9 protein-coding genes are annotated in these 14,554 nt (G+C 72.1%); 8 read left to right on the forward strand and 1 reads right to left on the reverse strand.

Annotation, left to right across the window (positions count from 1 at the left end; all coding sequences use genetic code 11):
* The 8 genes from OV207_RS11665 to OV207_RS11700 all read left to right on the forward strand — a co-directional run.
* On the forward strand, positions 1–5,078 hold a 5,078-nt coding region (locus OV207_RS11665; RefSeq protein ID WP_267555008.1), incomplete at its 5' end, for a hypothetical protein.
* A 26-nt stretch (positions 5,079–5,104) separates the two neighbouring features.
* Complete coding sequence (locus OV207_RS11670; RefSeq protein ID WP_193348263.1) at positions 5,105–5,446, forward strand: hypothetical protein; 342 nt, start codon at positions 5,105–5,107, stop codon at positions 5,444–5,446.
* Complete coding sequence (locus OV207_RS11675) at positions 5,446–5,655, forward strand: hypothetical protein (RefSeq protein ID WP_193348264.1); 210 nt, start codon at positions 5,446–5,448, stop codon at positions 5,653–5,655. The genes OV207_RS11670 and OV207_RS11675 overlap by 1 nt, the downstream gene beginning before the upstream one ends.
* Positions 5,652–6,839 carry a phage baseplate assembly protein V gene (locus OV207_RS11680; RefSeq protein ID WP_267555011.1) on the forward strand — a complete coding sequence of 396 codons (1,188 nt, stop codon included), beginning with the start codon at positions 5,652–5,654 and terminating at the stop codon, positions 6,837–6,839. Before OV207_RS11675 ends, OV207_RS11680 begins: the two co-directional genes overlap by 4 nt.
* Positions 6,840–6,843: 4 nt before the next feature.
* Positions 6,844–7,038, forward strand: coding sequence for a hypothetical protein (locus OV207_RS11685; protein ID WP_267555013.1), 195 nt, complete (start codon positions 6,844–6,846; stop codon positions 7,036–7,038).
* The gene (locus OV207_RS11690; RefSeq protein ID WP_267555015.1) at positions 7,007–8,617 is read left to right on the forward strand and encodes a hypothetical protein; all 1,611 of its coding nucleotides are present in this window, start codon (positions 7,007–7,009) and stop codon (positions 8,615–8,617) included. The genes OV207_RS11685 and OV207_RS11690 overlap by 32 nt, the downstream gene beginning before the upstream one ends.
* Entirely contained in the window at positions 8,614–10,785 is a 2,172-nt protein-coding gene (locus tag OV207_RS11695; RefSeq protein ID WP_267555016.1) for a hypothetical protein, read from the forward strand. The genes OV207_RS11690 and OV207_RS11695 overlap by 4 nt, the downstream gene beginning before the upstream one ends.
* Before the next feature lie 1,234 nt (positions 10,786–12,019).
* Positions 12,020–12,751, forward strand: a complete 732-nt coding sequence (locus tag OV207_RS11700; RefSeq protein WP_267555018.1) for a hypothetical protein — start codon at positions 12,020–12,022, stop codon at positions 12,749–12,751.
* A 425-nt stretch (positions 12,752–13,176) separates the two neighbouring features.
* Here OV207_RS11700 and OV207_RS11705 read toward each other — a convergent pair whose 3' ends face one another.
* Positions 13,177–14,448, reverse strand: a complete 1,272-nt coding sequence (locus OV207_RS11705; protein WP_267555020.1) for a hypothetical protein — start codon at positions 14,446–14,448, stop codon at positions 13,177–13,179.
* Between the last annotated feature and the right edge of the window lie 106 nt (positions 14,449–14,554).

A 14,554-nucleotide genomic window follows, 5' to 3' on the forward strand; every position in this document is an offset into this window, starting at 1 on the left:
CCGGAAGCGAGGCCACGGGCGTGCTGGTGACGGGCTCCTGTTCGAGGATCCTCCTGGAGGACAACCGCATCGGCGCGGCCACTGGCATCGCCGTGGCGCCCTACGCGCCGTACCTGGCCGAGCGCTTCCTCGCGTCCTTCCCGCGCGCGGGCCTCTTCGTCGACACGCTGTCCATCACCGGCAACCGGCTCCAGCCGCTGGGCGAGGCGACCACCGGCATCCACGTCGCGGACGGCACGCTGTCCGGCGTGGTGGTGAAGGGCAACCGCGTCCAGGGCTTCCACGTGGGCATCCTGGTGCAGGACCTGGCCGAAGGCGGCGCCACCGGCCCGGTGGACCGCGTGCTGGTGGCGGAGAACCAGGTGCTGGGCTCCACCGCGGTGGGCATCCAGGTGGCGGGCGACGGCGTGGACGTCGTGGGCAATGAGATCCGCAACGCGGTGTCCGACAGCCTGTTCCAGGTGGGCATCCAGCTGTCCGGCCGGGGCCTGCGCGTGCGCGACTCGTGGATTGCCCTGCCCGCGGTGCCCGCCGCGTCGGTGCTGGGGGTGGTGGCCGGCATCGTCGTGGGGGATGGGCTGGACGACGGCCAGTCCAACGGGCGCCCGGCGGCGGACGTGGAGGTGGTGGACAACCGCATCGAGGGCGCGGGCGAAGCGACGCCGGGCTTCGGCATCCTGCTGGGAGGGCCGCAGCCGGTGTTCGACGTGCGCATCCGGGGCAACGTGGTGCGGGCGCTGGGCGACGCGGCGGTGCGCGCCTGGGGCACCGGCGGCGCGGTGGGCCGCATCCGCGTGGAGGACAACCGCTTCGAACAGGTGGCGCTCGCGGACGTGCCGGCGCTGACGGACAACACCCTGGCCCTGTCCCGGTTGGACCCGGGCCTGGAGACGAAGCTGAGCCCGGGCGCGCTCTCCCAGCCCCGGCCCCTGCTGGAGGCGCTGTTCGCCAACGTGACGCCCCGCGTGCGGGCGCCCCTGGACGCCGCGCTGCGCTGGCTGGAGCGGCTGACGCTGCGAGGCGCGGTGGTGCTCGCGGGGGTGGAGGAGGCCCACGTGAGCGGCAACCGGCTGCTCCACGTCGGGCGCACGGGCGCGTACGGCACGCCCGGGCTGGAGGACGCGGAGGTGCGCGCGGCGGGCATCGCGGTGGTGTCCGGACAGGCGCTCACCGTGGAGGACAACGAGGTGGAGGGCCTGCGCGCGCCGGTGCGCAGGACGGCGGTGCCGCCGCTGAAGCCGCCGGTGAAGCTGCCGCCCATCGCGGACGTCCTCCAGCGGATGGGCCTGGCGCCGGCCACCGTCCGGCTGGAGCGCGGCGACGTGCACTCCGCCGTGGTGGGCATGTACACCACCGTGTTGCAGTACACGGGCGCCGACGAGGACGGGCGTCAGCAGCTGGGCCGGGGCCTGTACGGCCCGCTGGACACGCTCGCGCAGCAGCTGAAGCTCCTGGGCGGCACGCCGGAGACGCTCACGGAGATGCTGGTGCGCGAGGTGGCGGAGATGCGCGCCGCCCAGGGCTACGAGGACCACACGAAGACGTCGCACGCGGTCCGCTCCTCGCTGGCCCGGGCCTCCAGCTTCACCGCGCCGGACGACCTGTCCCAGGATGCGTGGGACACCGTGGCCCAGTTCGACCTGGCCACCGTGTCCGGCAAGGACGCGGTGGTGAAGACGGCCGACCGCATCAAGGGCTCCTTCGAGGTGCTGGTGCAGGGCCTGCCCGACGCCGTGAAGAAGACGCTCCTGAAGGCGCTGGCGGAGGTGCAGGGGGAACCGGGCGACCTGCCGCGCCTGGTGGCCCTGTCCGCGAACTTGAGCCAGGTGGCCCAGCTTCGCGAGGCCCAGGCCCAGAAGGCCCGGCAGCCCGTCATCGGGCAGGCGGTGGGCCCCCGGAAGACCATCATCGGCACCTTCGCCACCAGCGCGCTGGAGCAGCTCCCCCGTCGGGGGCGCTCCATCGGCGCGAAGGCCAGCGCGGACGTGCTCCTGCAACTGCGCCAGTCCAAGGACGCCTTGTCCGACCAGTTGAAGGACGTCAACCCGAGGCTGGCCCAGCAGGTGGAGGTGGACTACCGCGACGTGGAGCGCACCGGCGGGCAGTCGCGGCCGGTGGAGCGGCTGCGCTCCACCCTCAAGCAGATCCTCGACTTCACCAACGGCCAAACGCTCCAGGACGAGCTCTCCGTGGAGGACTCGGAGCGCGTGATGGCGCGAGGGCGCACCGCGACCATCGGCCTGTACACGGCGAGCCTGGACCGACAGGCAGCGGGGCTCGTCACCGAATCCGAGGACACGGTGGAGAAGCAGCTGCGCTCCTTCGGCACCGCCGTGGGGCAGCTGTCGGAGCTGGTGAGCGGGGACGCGGAGCTGTCCGTGCTCTCCACCCAGGCGCATCAGGCGGTGCTCGCCGCCATCGCGCAGCCGCAGAAGCGCACGGAGCAGGTGGCCATCGCGCGAGGCCTGCTGGACCGCATCCGGGTGCAAACGTTGGACGTGCTGCCGACGACCATCGCCCTGCCGCCCACCGGGCCGGTGTGGGCGGATCCGCTGGAGCGCCGGCTCGCCGCGCTGGGCGCGTTGGTGCTGGCGGTGCGCGGCGGGGTGCCCGCGCCGGTGCTCAAGGACTCGATGGCGCTCTACCTGTCGCACTTCGCGCGCGCCCTGGACATCGTGGGCATCGACGGGCAGTTCCGCGAGATCGTCCTCCAGCGCGTCAAGGAAACCATCCAGCGGCTCGTCACCAGCGAGCCCGGGGACACCGCGCGCCAGGCGCTGCACCAGCTGGTGGGTGAGCCGGCGGACCTCGCCGCGGAGGCCGTGGGCCGGGTCTCCGGGGCGGCCTCCGCCAAGGCTGGCACCCCGGTGACGCCGGCGCTGGAGGCGACCTCCGTGCTGCTGCGCGCCACGGAGCAGGGCATGAACCCGGACGAGGACGTCGCGTCGCGGGTGGCGCGGCTCCAGGAGTACCTGCGCCAGCGCGCGCCGAAGGTCTCCGCGTCGCTCGTGGTCATCGTCACCGGCATGACGGACCTGGGCGGCATCCTGGAGGTCCTGCGCAAGGCGCTGGAGCAACTGGCGCGAGGCGAGGCGCCGGACCCGGGCGACCTGGTCCCGCCCGTCTTCGACACCTTCCCGCAGCCCGCGGACGGCCTCTTCGTGGCGGGCGTGCAGGGCCGGGTGCGGCTGTCCGGCAACACCGTGCGGGACGCCGTTACCGGCATCACCGTGCGGGACGCGGCGGGGCACGTCCTCACGGAGTCGGAGACGCAGCCGGGGTCGCTGCTCGACGTGGTGGGCAACCGGCTGGAGGCGTGCGCGGTGGCGGGCCTGGCGCTGCGCCAGGCGCTGTCGGTGACGGTGGTGGCGGACAACCACTTCTTCGCGTGCGCGGGGCTGCCCACCTCGGGGGACCCGGGGCTGGGCCAGTCCGTCGCCTCCTTCCTGGGCACCGGCGAGCTGGTGGTGCGCGACAACGTCTTCCTGGAGAGCGGCAACACGCTGGCGCAGGCGCTGCTGCACGAGGTGGCCATCGACTGGCGCGGCGAGGTGGGCGTGCGCGGCAACACCGTGCGCCACGAAGGGGGCGGCGGGGGCGGCGTGGGGGTGCTCGTCGTCACCGACACGCTGCCGGAGGAACTGGTGACGAGGCTGTCCCGCGTGCCCTTCCTGGCGTCGGACCCACCGCCCAAGGCCACCGGGGCCGGCCGCGCCGTGGTGGCCCAGCCCCAGGCGTCCGCCGTGGGCGTGCTCGCCGCGATCCCGCGCGTGGAGGACCTGGTGCAGCTTGGCTCCCTGAAGCAGCGCTTCGCGACGGGGCCGGTGCTGAACCGCCCGCTCACGGTGCCGCCCCAGACCTTCGTGCCCGCGAAGAGCGCCAGCACGGCGGCGTCGCGCTACCTGGACGCGGCGGTGGCGCCGGTGCGCTCCGCGCTGCTCGACTTCCTGGGCAAGCCGATCCCCATCCTGCCGCTGCCCAGGGTGCGCTCGCTGCGCGGGGTGCAGGTGGAGGGCAACGACATCACCGCGCGGGGCCCGGCGCTGCTCATCCTGGGCAACGGCGGGCCGGTCCTCTCCATCACGGTGTCCGGCAACACGCTGCGCAGCGCGGGCGGCGTGGGCGCGGTGTACCTGCGCCGCGCGGACTCCACCGTCTTCAGCGGCAACCGCTGCGAGTGCCCGGACACGGTCAACGTCGTCGTCCTGCGCCTGGGCCGCGCGCCGGTGACCTTCTGCGGCAACGTGGTGCTGGGCGCGGAGCCGGTGACGCCGCCCCCCAAGCCGGTGCAGCCGCCGTGGATGCAGCCCCTGGACTCGCTGATCCTCCAGATTCCGGTGGGCGGGGGCACGTCGCTGGGCGTGCCGCTGAACCAGGAGTTGCTGCTGGGCGGGCTCCAGCGCCGCCGCGACGTGGCGAGCGACGCCTTCTCCACGCTGCTGGCGGAGCTCGTCACCGCGCCCGCCCCGCAGGTGGGGCCGGACGGGAGGCCCACCCGCGCGGCGGGCCGCGAGTCCGCCGCGGAGATCCCCACCCGCGCCGTGGTGGATCGCGCCACCCTGGAGGACGTGCGGACAAAGCTGCCGGCGGGGATCGACCTGCGCATCGGCGCCCGGACGCTCTACGGCATCGCGGAGCCCAAGGACGACTCGCCCACGACGGCGCTGCGCACCCTGGTGGACCGCGTGGCGCTCCATGTGGAGAAGCCGGAGGACGTGCAGGGCCACGTGCGCTCCGTGCTGGCCTCGGCGGACGGAGACCCGAAGAAGGCCCTCCAGCTCGTGGACAAGAGCGTGCTCGGCATCGACTCGGCGGCGCCCACCGTGAAGCAGAGCATCCTCAACGTGTCCGTGCTGCACGAGGTGCTGGCGGACTCGTTCTACAGCGGCGCCATCGCGGGCCCCAAGCCGGTGCAGGACGCCACGACGATCGCGGCCCCCCCGGCGCCGCCTCCTCCGGATCCCTTCGCCCACTCCGTCGTCATCCTGGGCGGCTCGCGCGTGGCCGCCGTGGGCAACGCCACCACCGCGGGCGTCCACGTCCAGGAAGCCGACTCCGTGGTGGAGCTCAACCCGTAGCGCACGACCTCCAAGGACCCCCGACCATGCCTGACGCCTTCGCCCTCAGCGGCCGTGTCGCCCTCCTGCGGGACGCGCTCCCCGAAGTCACCCTCTCCACCACCCCGGACGCCCCGGACGCGAAGCTCGCGGCCCTGGCGAAGCTGGCCGGCACCCGCGCGAAGCTGGACGTGGACCTGTCCGTCCTCAAGGCCCTGGAGGCGCGCCAGTCCCGCCTGCCGCCCGTGGAGCCCCAGCCCGTGAAGCTCCAGGACCTGGTGCGCGCGGCCCGGCGCAAGCTCGTCTCCGAACGTCAGCGCGAGGTGGGCGTCTGGGTGGACACCCGCGCGAAGCTGGCCACGCGGCTGGTGACGGCGCTGGAGGACTGATGCGCAAGCTGCTCGAAGCCCGCATGGGGCAGCGCTGCTACCTCTTCACCACGCTCGGCCAGGTGTACGTGGGCCTGGTGGTGGAGCTCATCGACGACGTCGTCCTCCTCACGGGGCCGGACGGCGTCACACCCGTCTACATCAACCTCTCGGACGTCTCCGGCGTGCGCCAGCACGACGAGGACGACGACCTGGGGAGCGCGCGATGATTGAACAACTCCTGCAACAACTGGTGGAGCGGACGGAGAGCCGCTACTTCGGCAAGTACCGGGGCTACGTGACGGAGGTGGAGGATCCCCTCAACCTGGGCCGCATCAGGTGCGTGGTGCCGCGCCTCATGGGGGACGTGGCCACCGGCTGGGCCATGCCGTGCACCCCCTACGCCGGGCCCGACCAGGGCCTCTTCGTGGTGCCGGACGTGGGCGCTGGCGTCTGGGTGGAGTTCGAGGCCGGCGACCTGACGCAGCCCATCTGGAGCGGCATGTGGTGGGGCGCGCCGGCCCTGTCGGACCTGGGCCAGCCGGACTCCAGCGCGCGCGTGGCGCCGGACGTCAGCGAGGTGCCCAAGCACGACTACCCGCCCCAGTCGGCGGTGCCGGGCGTGCGGATGCTCAAGTCCGCCACGGGCCACTACATCGTCCTGGACGACCGGCCGGAGACCGCGCGCGTGGAGATCCACGACCGGCAGGGCAACCGCATCATCCTGTCGGCGGAGGGGTTGGATCAGCTCATCAGCAACGAGCGCACGGTGAACGAGGGCAACCGCTCCGCGGAGGTGGACGGTGACGACCGCCTGGACGTCGCCGGCCGGCAGGACGAGACGGTGGACGGCGGCCACACCCGGGAGGTGGGCGGGGACGTGACGCTGCACGTGAAGGGGACGCTGACGGAGCAGGTGGACACGGCGGGCTATTCGCGCGTGGTGGGCGGCGCGGGCCTGAAGGAGACGGTGGGCGGCCCGCGCGAGGACCGCATCCAGGGCAGCCACACGCGCACCGTGTCGGGCGCGTCGCAGGAGACGGCGGTGGGCGGCTACGGGGTGACGTCCGGCGGCAACGCGCAGATCGCCGCGGGCAAGGCGGTGAAGATCGCCGCGACGATGCCGGACATGCCGGGGCCTTCGCTCAACGCCGTCTCCATCGACGCGCTGATGGGCAACGTGTCCATCAACACCATGCTGGGCATGTGCCAGGTGGGCGGCATCTCCGCCGTGTCGCCCATGGTGCTGGGGGACGGCCTGGCCATCCACTTCACGATGCTGGCGCAGATCCTCAAGGCGGTGAACCCGATGACGGTGGCCGCGTACGGGCCGCTGCTGGACGTGTGGGCCTCCATGACGCCGCTGCTGGACTGGTCCTACTTCGGCTTCGTCAAGCGCATGCCGGTGGGGTGACGCGATGAATGAGCCCGGCTGGAGTCCGCTGGACGCGGAGGCGCTGCGTGAGCGCCTGGAGCAGGTGAAGGCGCTGCTGCTCCAGGCCGCGGCGGTGGGCGTGGCGCAGGACGCCGAGCGGCTGGAGAAGATGCTGGAGCTGGAGCAACGCACCCGGGAGGACGCGCGTGGCCGAATCCACCGACGCCGCTTTCGCTGAGCTCCACGGCGCGCTGGAGGTCTGCTGCGCGGAGCTGGCGAAGGCGCTGGACGAGGCCGAGGGCGGCGAAGGCGCGGGCGCGGCCGGGGGGCCCTCGTGGCGGCCGTTGGTGCTGGCGGCGCCGCCGGGGCTGGAGCAATTGGTGGGCATCGTCAAGCCGCCGCTCCAGGTCATCATCGCGGTGCTCCAGTTCGTGCAGGCGCTGCTCCAGGCGCTGGCGGCCATCCTGCTGGGGCTGATGGATCCCTTCCGGGCGCTCATCCTGGCGGCGTACTCGCTGCTCAAGGACATCATCGACGACCTGCTCAACGCGGGGGCGTACCTCTACGCGGACGCGCCGGGCATCGGCCCCACGGAGACGAACCTGGCGGAGACGGGCTTCATCCCGAACCTGCCGAAGGACTTCAAGGCCGGCCACGCGCTGGAGCGCCCGCCGGTGACGCCGGATGCCTTCTCGCGCTGGGCCAGCCGCTTCACCGCGTCCTTCGATGACCCGGGGGACGACGCGCGCCCGGTGGTGACGGACGGCGCGCCGGTGCAGGCGGTGTTCATCGTGATGGCGGCGCCGTCGCTGGATGCGCTCCGGCAGGCGCTGTACCTGATGGGCAAGCTGTTCAACATCAGCGCCTTCAAGAAGGCCTTCGAGAAGTACCCCAAGGGCGCGTTGGATCCGCGCCGCAGCCGGGCGCGGGGCCGGTCGGTGAAGCCGGACTGGAAGTCCGCCCGCATGCGCGACCTGTTCCCGGACCTGGAGAAGCTGCTCATCCTGCCGGAGGCGCTCAGGTCGCTGCTGCTGTCGGTGGACAACCTCGCGGGGCTCATCAAGAGCCTGGCCAGCGCGATGCAGGACAAGGTGCAGGTGTTGCTGAAGCTGGCGCAGGCGGTGCAGGCGGTGGTGGACCTGCTGGACGCGCTGAAGTCCGCGGGCATGTACGCGTTGCCGGTGTCCACGCGGGGCGGGGTGGCGGGGCTGAAGCAGGCCTTCCTCCAGGCACGGGACCGCCCACCGGGCGGCTACGTGGGAGGAATCTGCCTGCTGGCGGCGGGGCCCAACCTGGCGAAGGCGGCGCTGCTCTGGGAGATGCTGGGCCTGTCCGCCGCGATGGAGCTGGCCGAAGGAAAGCTCACGCTGGAGGACGTGGCGCAGCAGCTCAAGGACAGCCAGGTGATGCAGGTGCTGGAGGCGAGCGGCAACGAGGTGGAGGACGCCTGGGGCAATCTCAAGACGGCGAGCCAGGAGCAGGCGGACGCCTTCGTGCTTGCGTTGGATCAGGCCCCCGAGGGCCTCGCGGCGGCGGTGGGGCGCACGCCCCAGGAGCTGGTGGAAGGCGCGCGTCGCGCACGCTCCTCGTTGGTGGAGGCGCTGGAGCAGGCGAAGGACCAGCTGCCCAGGTCGGCGAACATCGAAGCGGGCATCGCCGCGACGAAGCAGGCGCAGCGCCGGGGAGGGCGCTCCCTGGCGATGGGGTTCGGAGGTCCGGGACCGTCTGAGCGCGCGCCCAGCCCGGCGCCTCCGGTGGCGGGCTCGCCGGCCCCGTCGGACACGTCCGGCACACCGAAGAAAGGAAGCGGTACGTGAGCGCGGTGAAGCGCCTGAGCATGGAGCTGGATGGCTGGCAGGCGGCCTGGAAGCAGCTGGACGCGTTCCTGGACCGGGTGGAGGGCGCGGCGGAGCAGGACGCGCCCCACGTGCAGACGGTGTGCGCGCTGTTGCCCGTGTTCAGCGTCATCGAGCGGGCCCGCCGTCGCGCGGTGGGCATCGCGCTGTCGCCGGCCTTGCCGAGCGCCCCGGGAGGCAAGGGGCTGGCGGGCCTTGCCCCCGCGGCGCTGGTGGGGGGGGAGCAGCGGCTGCCGGGCGTGGAGGAGCTGGAGTTCGCGGTGGGGACCATCGGCGCGGATGGAGACGGCAAGCTCACGGGGGCGGCGATGCTGGCGGGCAGCGTGACGCTGTTCGCGTTCCGCGACGAGAAGCACGGCGGCGAAGTGGTGGTGCGAGTGCCCGCGTATGACTTCGGCCCGCTGCTGGCGAGCGGCGCCGTGGCGGACGCCATCGACGCGGGGCTCTTCAGCACGGACCAGCGCCGCGCCGCCGCGGAAGGGGGCGAAGCGGAGATGAAGACGTGGACCGGCCTGCGCAACACGCGCCGGGGCCAGCTGACGACGACGGCGGAGACGGTGCCGCTGAGCAGCGTGCTGGGGGCGCTGAGCATCTCCTCGCCGTCCAGCGACTTCGACCCGGTGGCGTCGGGGGCCGCGACGCGCCAGTCGGAGTGTCTGGCGGACCGGAGCGTGCTGCTCCAGGCGAAGACCACCGTGGAGGAGCAGGGCGCGGACGTGGCCTTGACGGACGCGCTCCAGCGCGCGGCGGATTCGCTCCAGGGGCAGGCGACGGACTACGGCACGGTCGCCACGGCGCTCCAGCCGCCGCGCACCGCGACGCACTCCACGACGCAGCTGGCGGACCTCCAGGCCACGCTGCGCCGGGCGGACTCCCCCGGGATGCCCGGTCAGCTCTCCACGGAGCTGACGCTGCTGGACGTGGAGGCGGGCAAGGGGATGGACGAGGCGGTGGCGGCGCGGCTCGCGTACCCGGACGGCTCGCTGCGGATGCTGCGGACGCTGGAGTGGGCGCTGCGCTTCCACTGGGTGTTCCGGCAGCGGTGGTTCGACGTCCGCAACCGCACCGCGCTGGCACCGCTGCTGCGCCAGGTGCTGAAGCCCTTCTGCGACAGCCTGACGCGGGTGCTCGCGGGCACGTCCACGGGGATCCCGCTGGTGGGCGCCGTGACGGTGGTGAAGGACACGCCCACCCAGGCGACGGCGCTGTCGGTGACGCCCACGGTGGACCTGACGAAGGTGCAGGCGGGGCACGTGGCGCACGTGGGAGGCGAGCGGCCCACGCTGGCGCTCGTGCTGGGCTGGGAGGTGAAGGGCGGGACGCCTGGGGACAAGCGGCTGCGCATCTCGCCCCTGAACGTCTCCATCGCCACGGACGCGAAGCTGCCGGGCGTGGCGGGGTTGGTGAGGAGCGGGGCGACGGTGAGCGGGAGCGCGGTGTCGCTCAGCGCGCAGGAGCTGATGGAAGGGTGTTCGGCGGCGGGGCCACAGGCGGACGGCGTGGTGCAGGAGACCGTCGCGTTGGGGACACGGCTGGCGTTGCTCCTGGGGCAGGGAGGTAATGCGCTGGGGCTGGTGCCTCCGGCGGTGGCCGCTCCCTATCCGGGGCAGACGTTCAAGCTGTTGCCGCCGGTGGAGGTGGGCGCGGCGCGGCTGTTCCTGGAGGGAATGCCACTGGCGAGCACCTCGGGCTCCGCGCAGCCTGTCCCCGTCGCAAGGCCGGGAGAGCTGCTGCTGGTGCGCGGCGCGGACGACGAAGGGACGTGGTGGCAGGGCGTGGCCCAGGTGGACACGGTGTCGGTGCTCACGGGAGCGGCGGCCCGGGAGGAGGATCCGGCGACGGTGACGCCCACGCCGGTGTGCTGCGGGGATGACGAAGAGGTGGTGGTCATCACGCTGCGCGACCTGCAACTGCCGAAGGCGCTGGTGCGGGACGTGACGCTGCGGCGCGACTTCAAGGGCTTCGGAGGCCCAAGCCTCGCCACTGGGGTGATGCTGCCCATCGAGCTGGATCCGGGCACGGTGAACGTCACCGTGCAGGACGGCGGCGTGACGAAGACGGTGCTGCGCGATCCGGAGCTGCGGGTCGCGACGGCGGTCCTCAAGGGTTGGCTGGGAGTCCCGACATGAGCGATCCGAGAGATGACGTCTACGCCGTGGCCGCGCTCCTCACGGAGCTGGACCGCGTGCTTCATCCGTTGGCGCGTGGAGAGGGCGGCGACTTCAAGGTGGATCCGCCCCTGCCGCCGTCCCTGCCCACGCCGACGTCGCCGGGACGGGGAGGGGAGGGCGGTCGTTCGGTGAAGGCCTCTTCACAGGCGTCAGGGCCCAGGCCCGCGCGTTCGGAGGAACCTCGTGGAGTGCTCACCGGGAAGGCGCCTGCGGCCGTGCTGCCTGTGGAGGCGCGTGCACCCTCGATGGCGCATGTCCCCAGCTCCCTGCGCCGCCGTGTTCCTCGTCCGGAGCCGACGCTGGATGGAGCGCCGAGGTCCCTGGCCATGCGTGGCACCGTGGACGCCGTCACGGGAGGGAATGAGGGACCCGGCCGCACTCCCATCCCCGTGGACGTTGTTCACGAGGTGGGCACTGAGTCACCTGGAGTCATTCCGCAACGTCCCCATGTGCGTGAGCAGGACGCTTCATCCGTCACGCCTGCGCGCACGAACCCGAGCATCCCCGAGGAACGGTCGACCGAAGTCCCCCGCGACAGGGACACGTTGTCGGAAGCTTCAATGCCTCGAAGGACCCGGGTGCCGCGCCCATCCAACGCGGTCACCGAAAGACAGACAGCAAGCCAGCCCCTTCGCGCGCGTGCACCCGAAGAGACGGTGCGTCGCCACCGGGTGCCCCATACCCATTCCCATGCATCACCGATCGCCCCGGTAGAAACCGGTCCTTCCCTGTCGCCGCTGCCGAGTCGGAGACGGCCATATGCGCCGACAGCGGACCTACCGCCGACCTTGGGAGAACGCACCGCTCCGGTGGCGACGGATGAGCCACGGCATCACCCCAGGCTGAAGAGGCCCGAAGCCGAGGCGTCCCGGTCTCCTCCTCCCAGTAGGGATGGCGCGCGGACGCCTCCACCGCCTGCCGCCCGGAGCAGCGGTCGTCCCACGTCGGAGCCCGTGCGAATCGAGGTGAAGACCCTGGTCCCACCCCTCGGCGCCGAAGCCGCGCATCGGGAGGTGATGCTGGAGGAGGAGCGCTCGTGGGAGGAGCTACCGGACCCTGAAACAGACGCGGGAGCGCCGCTCTTCTTCGTGAATGGCCGGCGAGTGACACGCGAGGACCACGAAGCCCTTCGGCAGGCCGAGCAGCGACTGCGGCGAAGGATGACGGGCCGCTCGCTGTGGCGGAGGCGGGGATGAGTGGCCTTCCTCCCCGGCAGCGGTTGGGACAACTGCTGCGCTCGCTCTCGAAGCACCTCCCAGGCCAGCTCGATGGGCTGCTGGAGAACGCCCGCTTCACCGACGGTGCCGCCGCGCTCCAAAGGCTCGCGGACCCCACGCACCTGGAGAAGGCACTGGCTCGCATGTCCCCGGAAGAAGCAGGGTGGCTCGCGGATGTGCTGACGGAGCGTTGGCGCCAGGTCGCGGAGCTCCAGTTGGAGCCGGAGGTGGCCATCGTCGCGCCGGAGGAACTCTGGATGGGGGCGGAGCCGGTGCGGGTGCCGCTGTCACTGGCGGCGGTGGGGTTGGACGACGGCTTTGAAGCGCTCTGGGAGGGCGCGGTGTTGCCGACGGCTCCATCGCCCCGGGCGACGCTCCTGGCGAAGCCACCCGAGGGCACCACACCGGAAGTGGCGCGCGTCCGCGCCCAGGTCCGGGCCAGCGTGAAGGGCCAGCGCTGTGTGCTCGTCGCGCAGGCGCAGGTCGCGCTGCGGCGGCCGTCGGTGGTGGTGAGCGATGACCGGCGCCGACTCCTGGCGCAGGACCAGGCGGGACGTCCGGCGGTGGGGTGCCGACTGGAAGTAGGGACGGACGTGCATGTCACCGGCCCGGGAGGGCTGGTGGAACTGGGAGCGCCCGCGTCGGCCGGCCTGCCCCTCAAGCTGGAGGGGATCCCCGCAGGTCGGATTCCGGGGCCCCGCCCATGAGACTCACGATGGATGGCGAAGGAGGCAGCCCGTGAAGACGCTGAGCCCTCAGACCAAACGGACGCCGGAGCGCAAGCCGGCCACGACCCGGCCCGTCGCGCCCACCCAGCAGCCAACGACAGCCTCCCCCCGCGCGCGGATGGGAAGCGCGGCGGGGCCCGCGATGAAGACCGCGGCCGGTGGCGCTTTCAAGGCAAAGGCGCCGCCCACCGCTGCTCCCAATCCCAAGGTCCGCTTGCCGAAGAAATAATCTGCGGCGAGAGGAGGGCCTCCGCGGCCGCGTGGGTCAGTCCACGACCGCGGAGGCTTCAATCTCCGCCGGACGCCCGGCTGAACCAGACGTGGAATTGGAACTCCACGCCTGATCCCGGGGCCGCTCTCTTCAAACGACGAGCCGGCTCACCGTCAGGCAAGCCGGACCGCGGTCACGGGGACTGGAACCTGTCGAGCGAGGGGCAGTAGGTGGCGTATCCATGCCCGCTGAGGGCGCCGATCTCGAACAGGCCGTCCAGGTCGAATGCCACGAAGTGCGCTGCGGGAAGGGGGGTGCCAGCCTTGGCGCAGGAGGGGCAGAGCGAGGCCGCCACGGGCGTGAAGGTGAAGTTCGTGCTGTGGTCGAACCAATTCGGGCTGAGCGCGCCTTCGAGGTCGACCAGCGTGGCGCGCGGCTCGCCCGGCAGGGAGCCTGTCTGCGGCGTCGTGTCGACCGGCACCGTCACCGCGTAGACGTTGACGAGCTGCGGTGGGAAGCTCGCGGTCTCGGACGGGCACTCACCCGGCGTGCCGTTGTTGAGTTCGATCCACAGTTCCCACGGATCCCCGGGGTTCTCAGGCTCTTCATAGCCGAAGAAGGCGTTGGTCAAGACGCGCTGGTTGCTCTGGATCTGCACCGTGGTGGCGGTGTCCTGGCAGGTGCCTTCGCAGACGGTGAAGGGGTCGGTCACGGTGCCCGCATCCGATTCGGTGCCCGCGTCCGGCGTGGTGCCCGCGTCAGGCTCGGTACCAGCGTCGGGTTCGGTGCCAGCGTCAGGCTCGGTGCCTGCGTCGGGCTCAGTGCCGGCGTCAGGTGTGGTGCCCGCGTCAGGCTCGGTGCCTGCGTCGGGCTCAGTGCCGGCGTCAGGTGTGGTGCCGGCATCAGGCTCGGTGCCCGCGTCAGGCTCAGTGCCAGCGTCAGGCTCAGTGCCAGCGTCAGGCTCAGTGCCAGCGTCAGGCTCGGTGCCTGCGTCGGTCGTGGTGCCCGCATCCGTCTCGCTACCAGCATCGGTCGTGGTGCCCGCGTCCGTTTCGCTACCAGCATCGGTCGTTGTGCCTGCGTCCGTTTCGCTGCCTGCGTCGGTCGTTGTGCCTGCGTCCGTTTCGCTGCCTGCGTCGGTCGTGGTGCCCGCGTCCGTTTCGCTGCCTGCGTCGGTCGTGGTGCCCGCGTCCGTTTCGCTACCTGCGTCAGTCGTGGTGCCCGCATCCGTCTCGCTGCCTGCGTCGGTCGTGGTGCCAGCATCCGCCTCGCTACCAGCATCGGTCGTGGTGCCCGCGTCCGTTTCGCTACCAGCATCGGTCGTGGTGCCCGCATCGGACCCGGTGCCCGCATCAATGCGTGCGGGCGGCGTTGGAGGGCCGTTATCGGAACCACAGCCAGAGAGTACGGGCGCGGTCGCGAGGGAGAAAAACAACAAGGAGAGAATCGAGCGTCTCAGTTTCATTCTGGGGATTGTCACGGGTTCCCTGCGGAGATGCGAGCGGAACCGGCCCGCTGCGTCATGGTCGAGGCTCGTTCACATGGCGACGCCATCCCCGCGTCACACGCCG

This window comes from Corallococcus sp. BB11-1, from assembly GCF_026626625.1.
GTDB lineage: Bacteria > Myxococcota > Myxococcia > Myxococcales > Myxococcaceae > Corallococcus > Corallococcus soli.

Bases quoted from the DNA above. Each gene is read 5' to 3' on its own strand.
- OV207_RS11675 (WP_193348264.1), top strand. From the start codon at position 5,446: ATGCGCAAGCTGCTCGAAGCCCGCATGGGGCAGCGCTGCTACCTCTTC.
- OV207_RS11700 (WP_267555018.1), top strand. From the start codon at position 12,020: ATGAGTGGCCTTCCTCCCCGGCAGCGGTTGGGACAACTGCTGCGCTCG.
- OV207_RS11705 (WP_267555020.1), bottom strand. From the start codon at position 14,448: ATGAAACTGAGACGCTCGATTCTCTCCTTGTTGTTTTTCTCCCTCGCG.
- OV207_RS11685 (WP_267555013.1), top strand. From the start codon at position 6,844: ATGAATGAGCCCGGCTGGAGTCCGCTGGACGCGGAGGCGCTGCGTGAG.
- OV207_RS11670 (WP_193348263.1), top strand. From the start codon at position 5,105: ATGCCTGACGCCTTCGCCCTCAGCGGCCGTGTCGCCCTCCTGCGGGAC.
- OV207_RS11680 (WP_267555011.1), top strand. From the start codon at position 5,652: ATGATTGAACAACTCCTGCAACAACTGGTGGAGCGGACGGAGAGCCGC.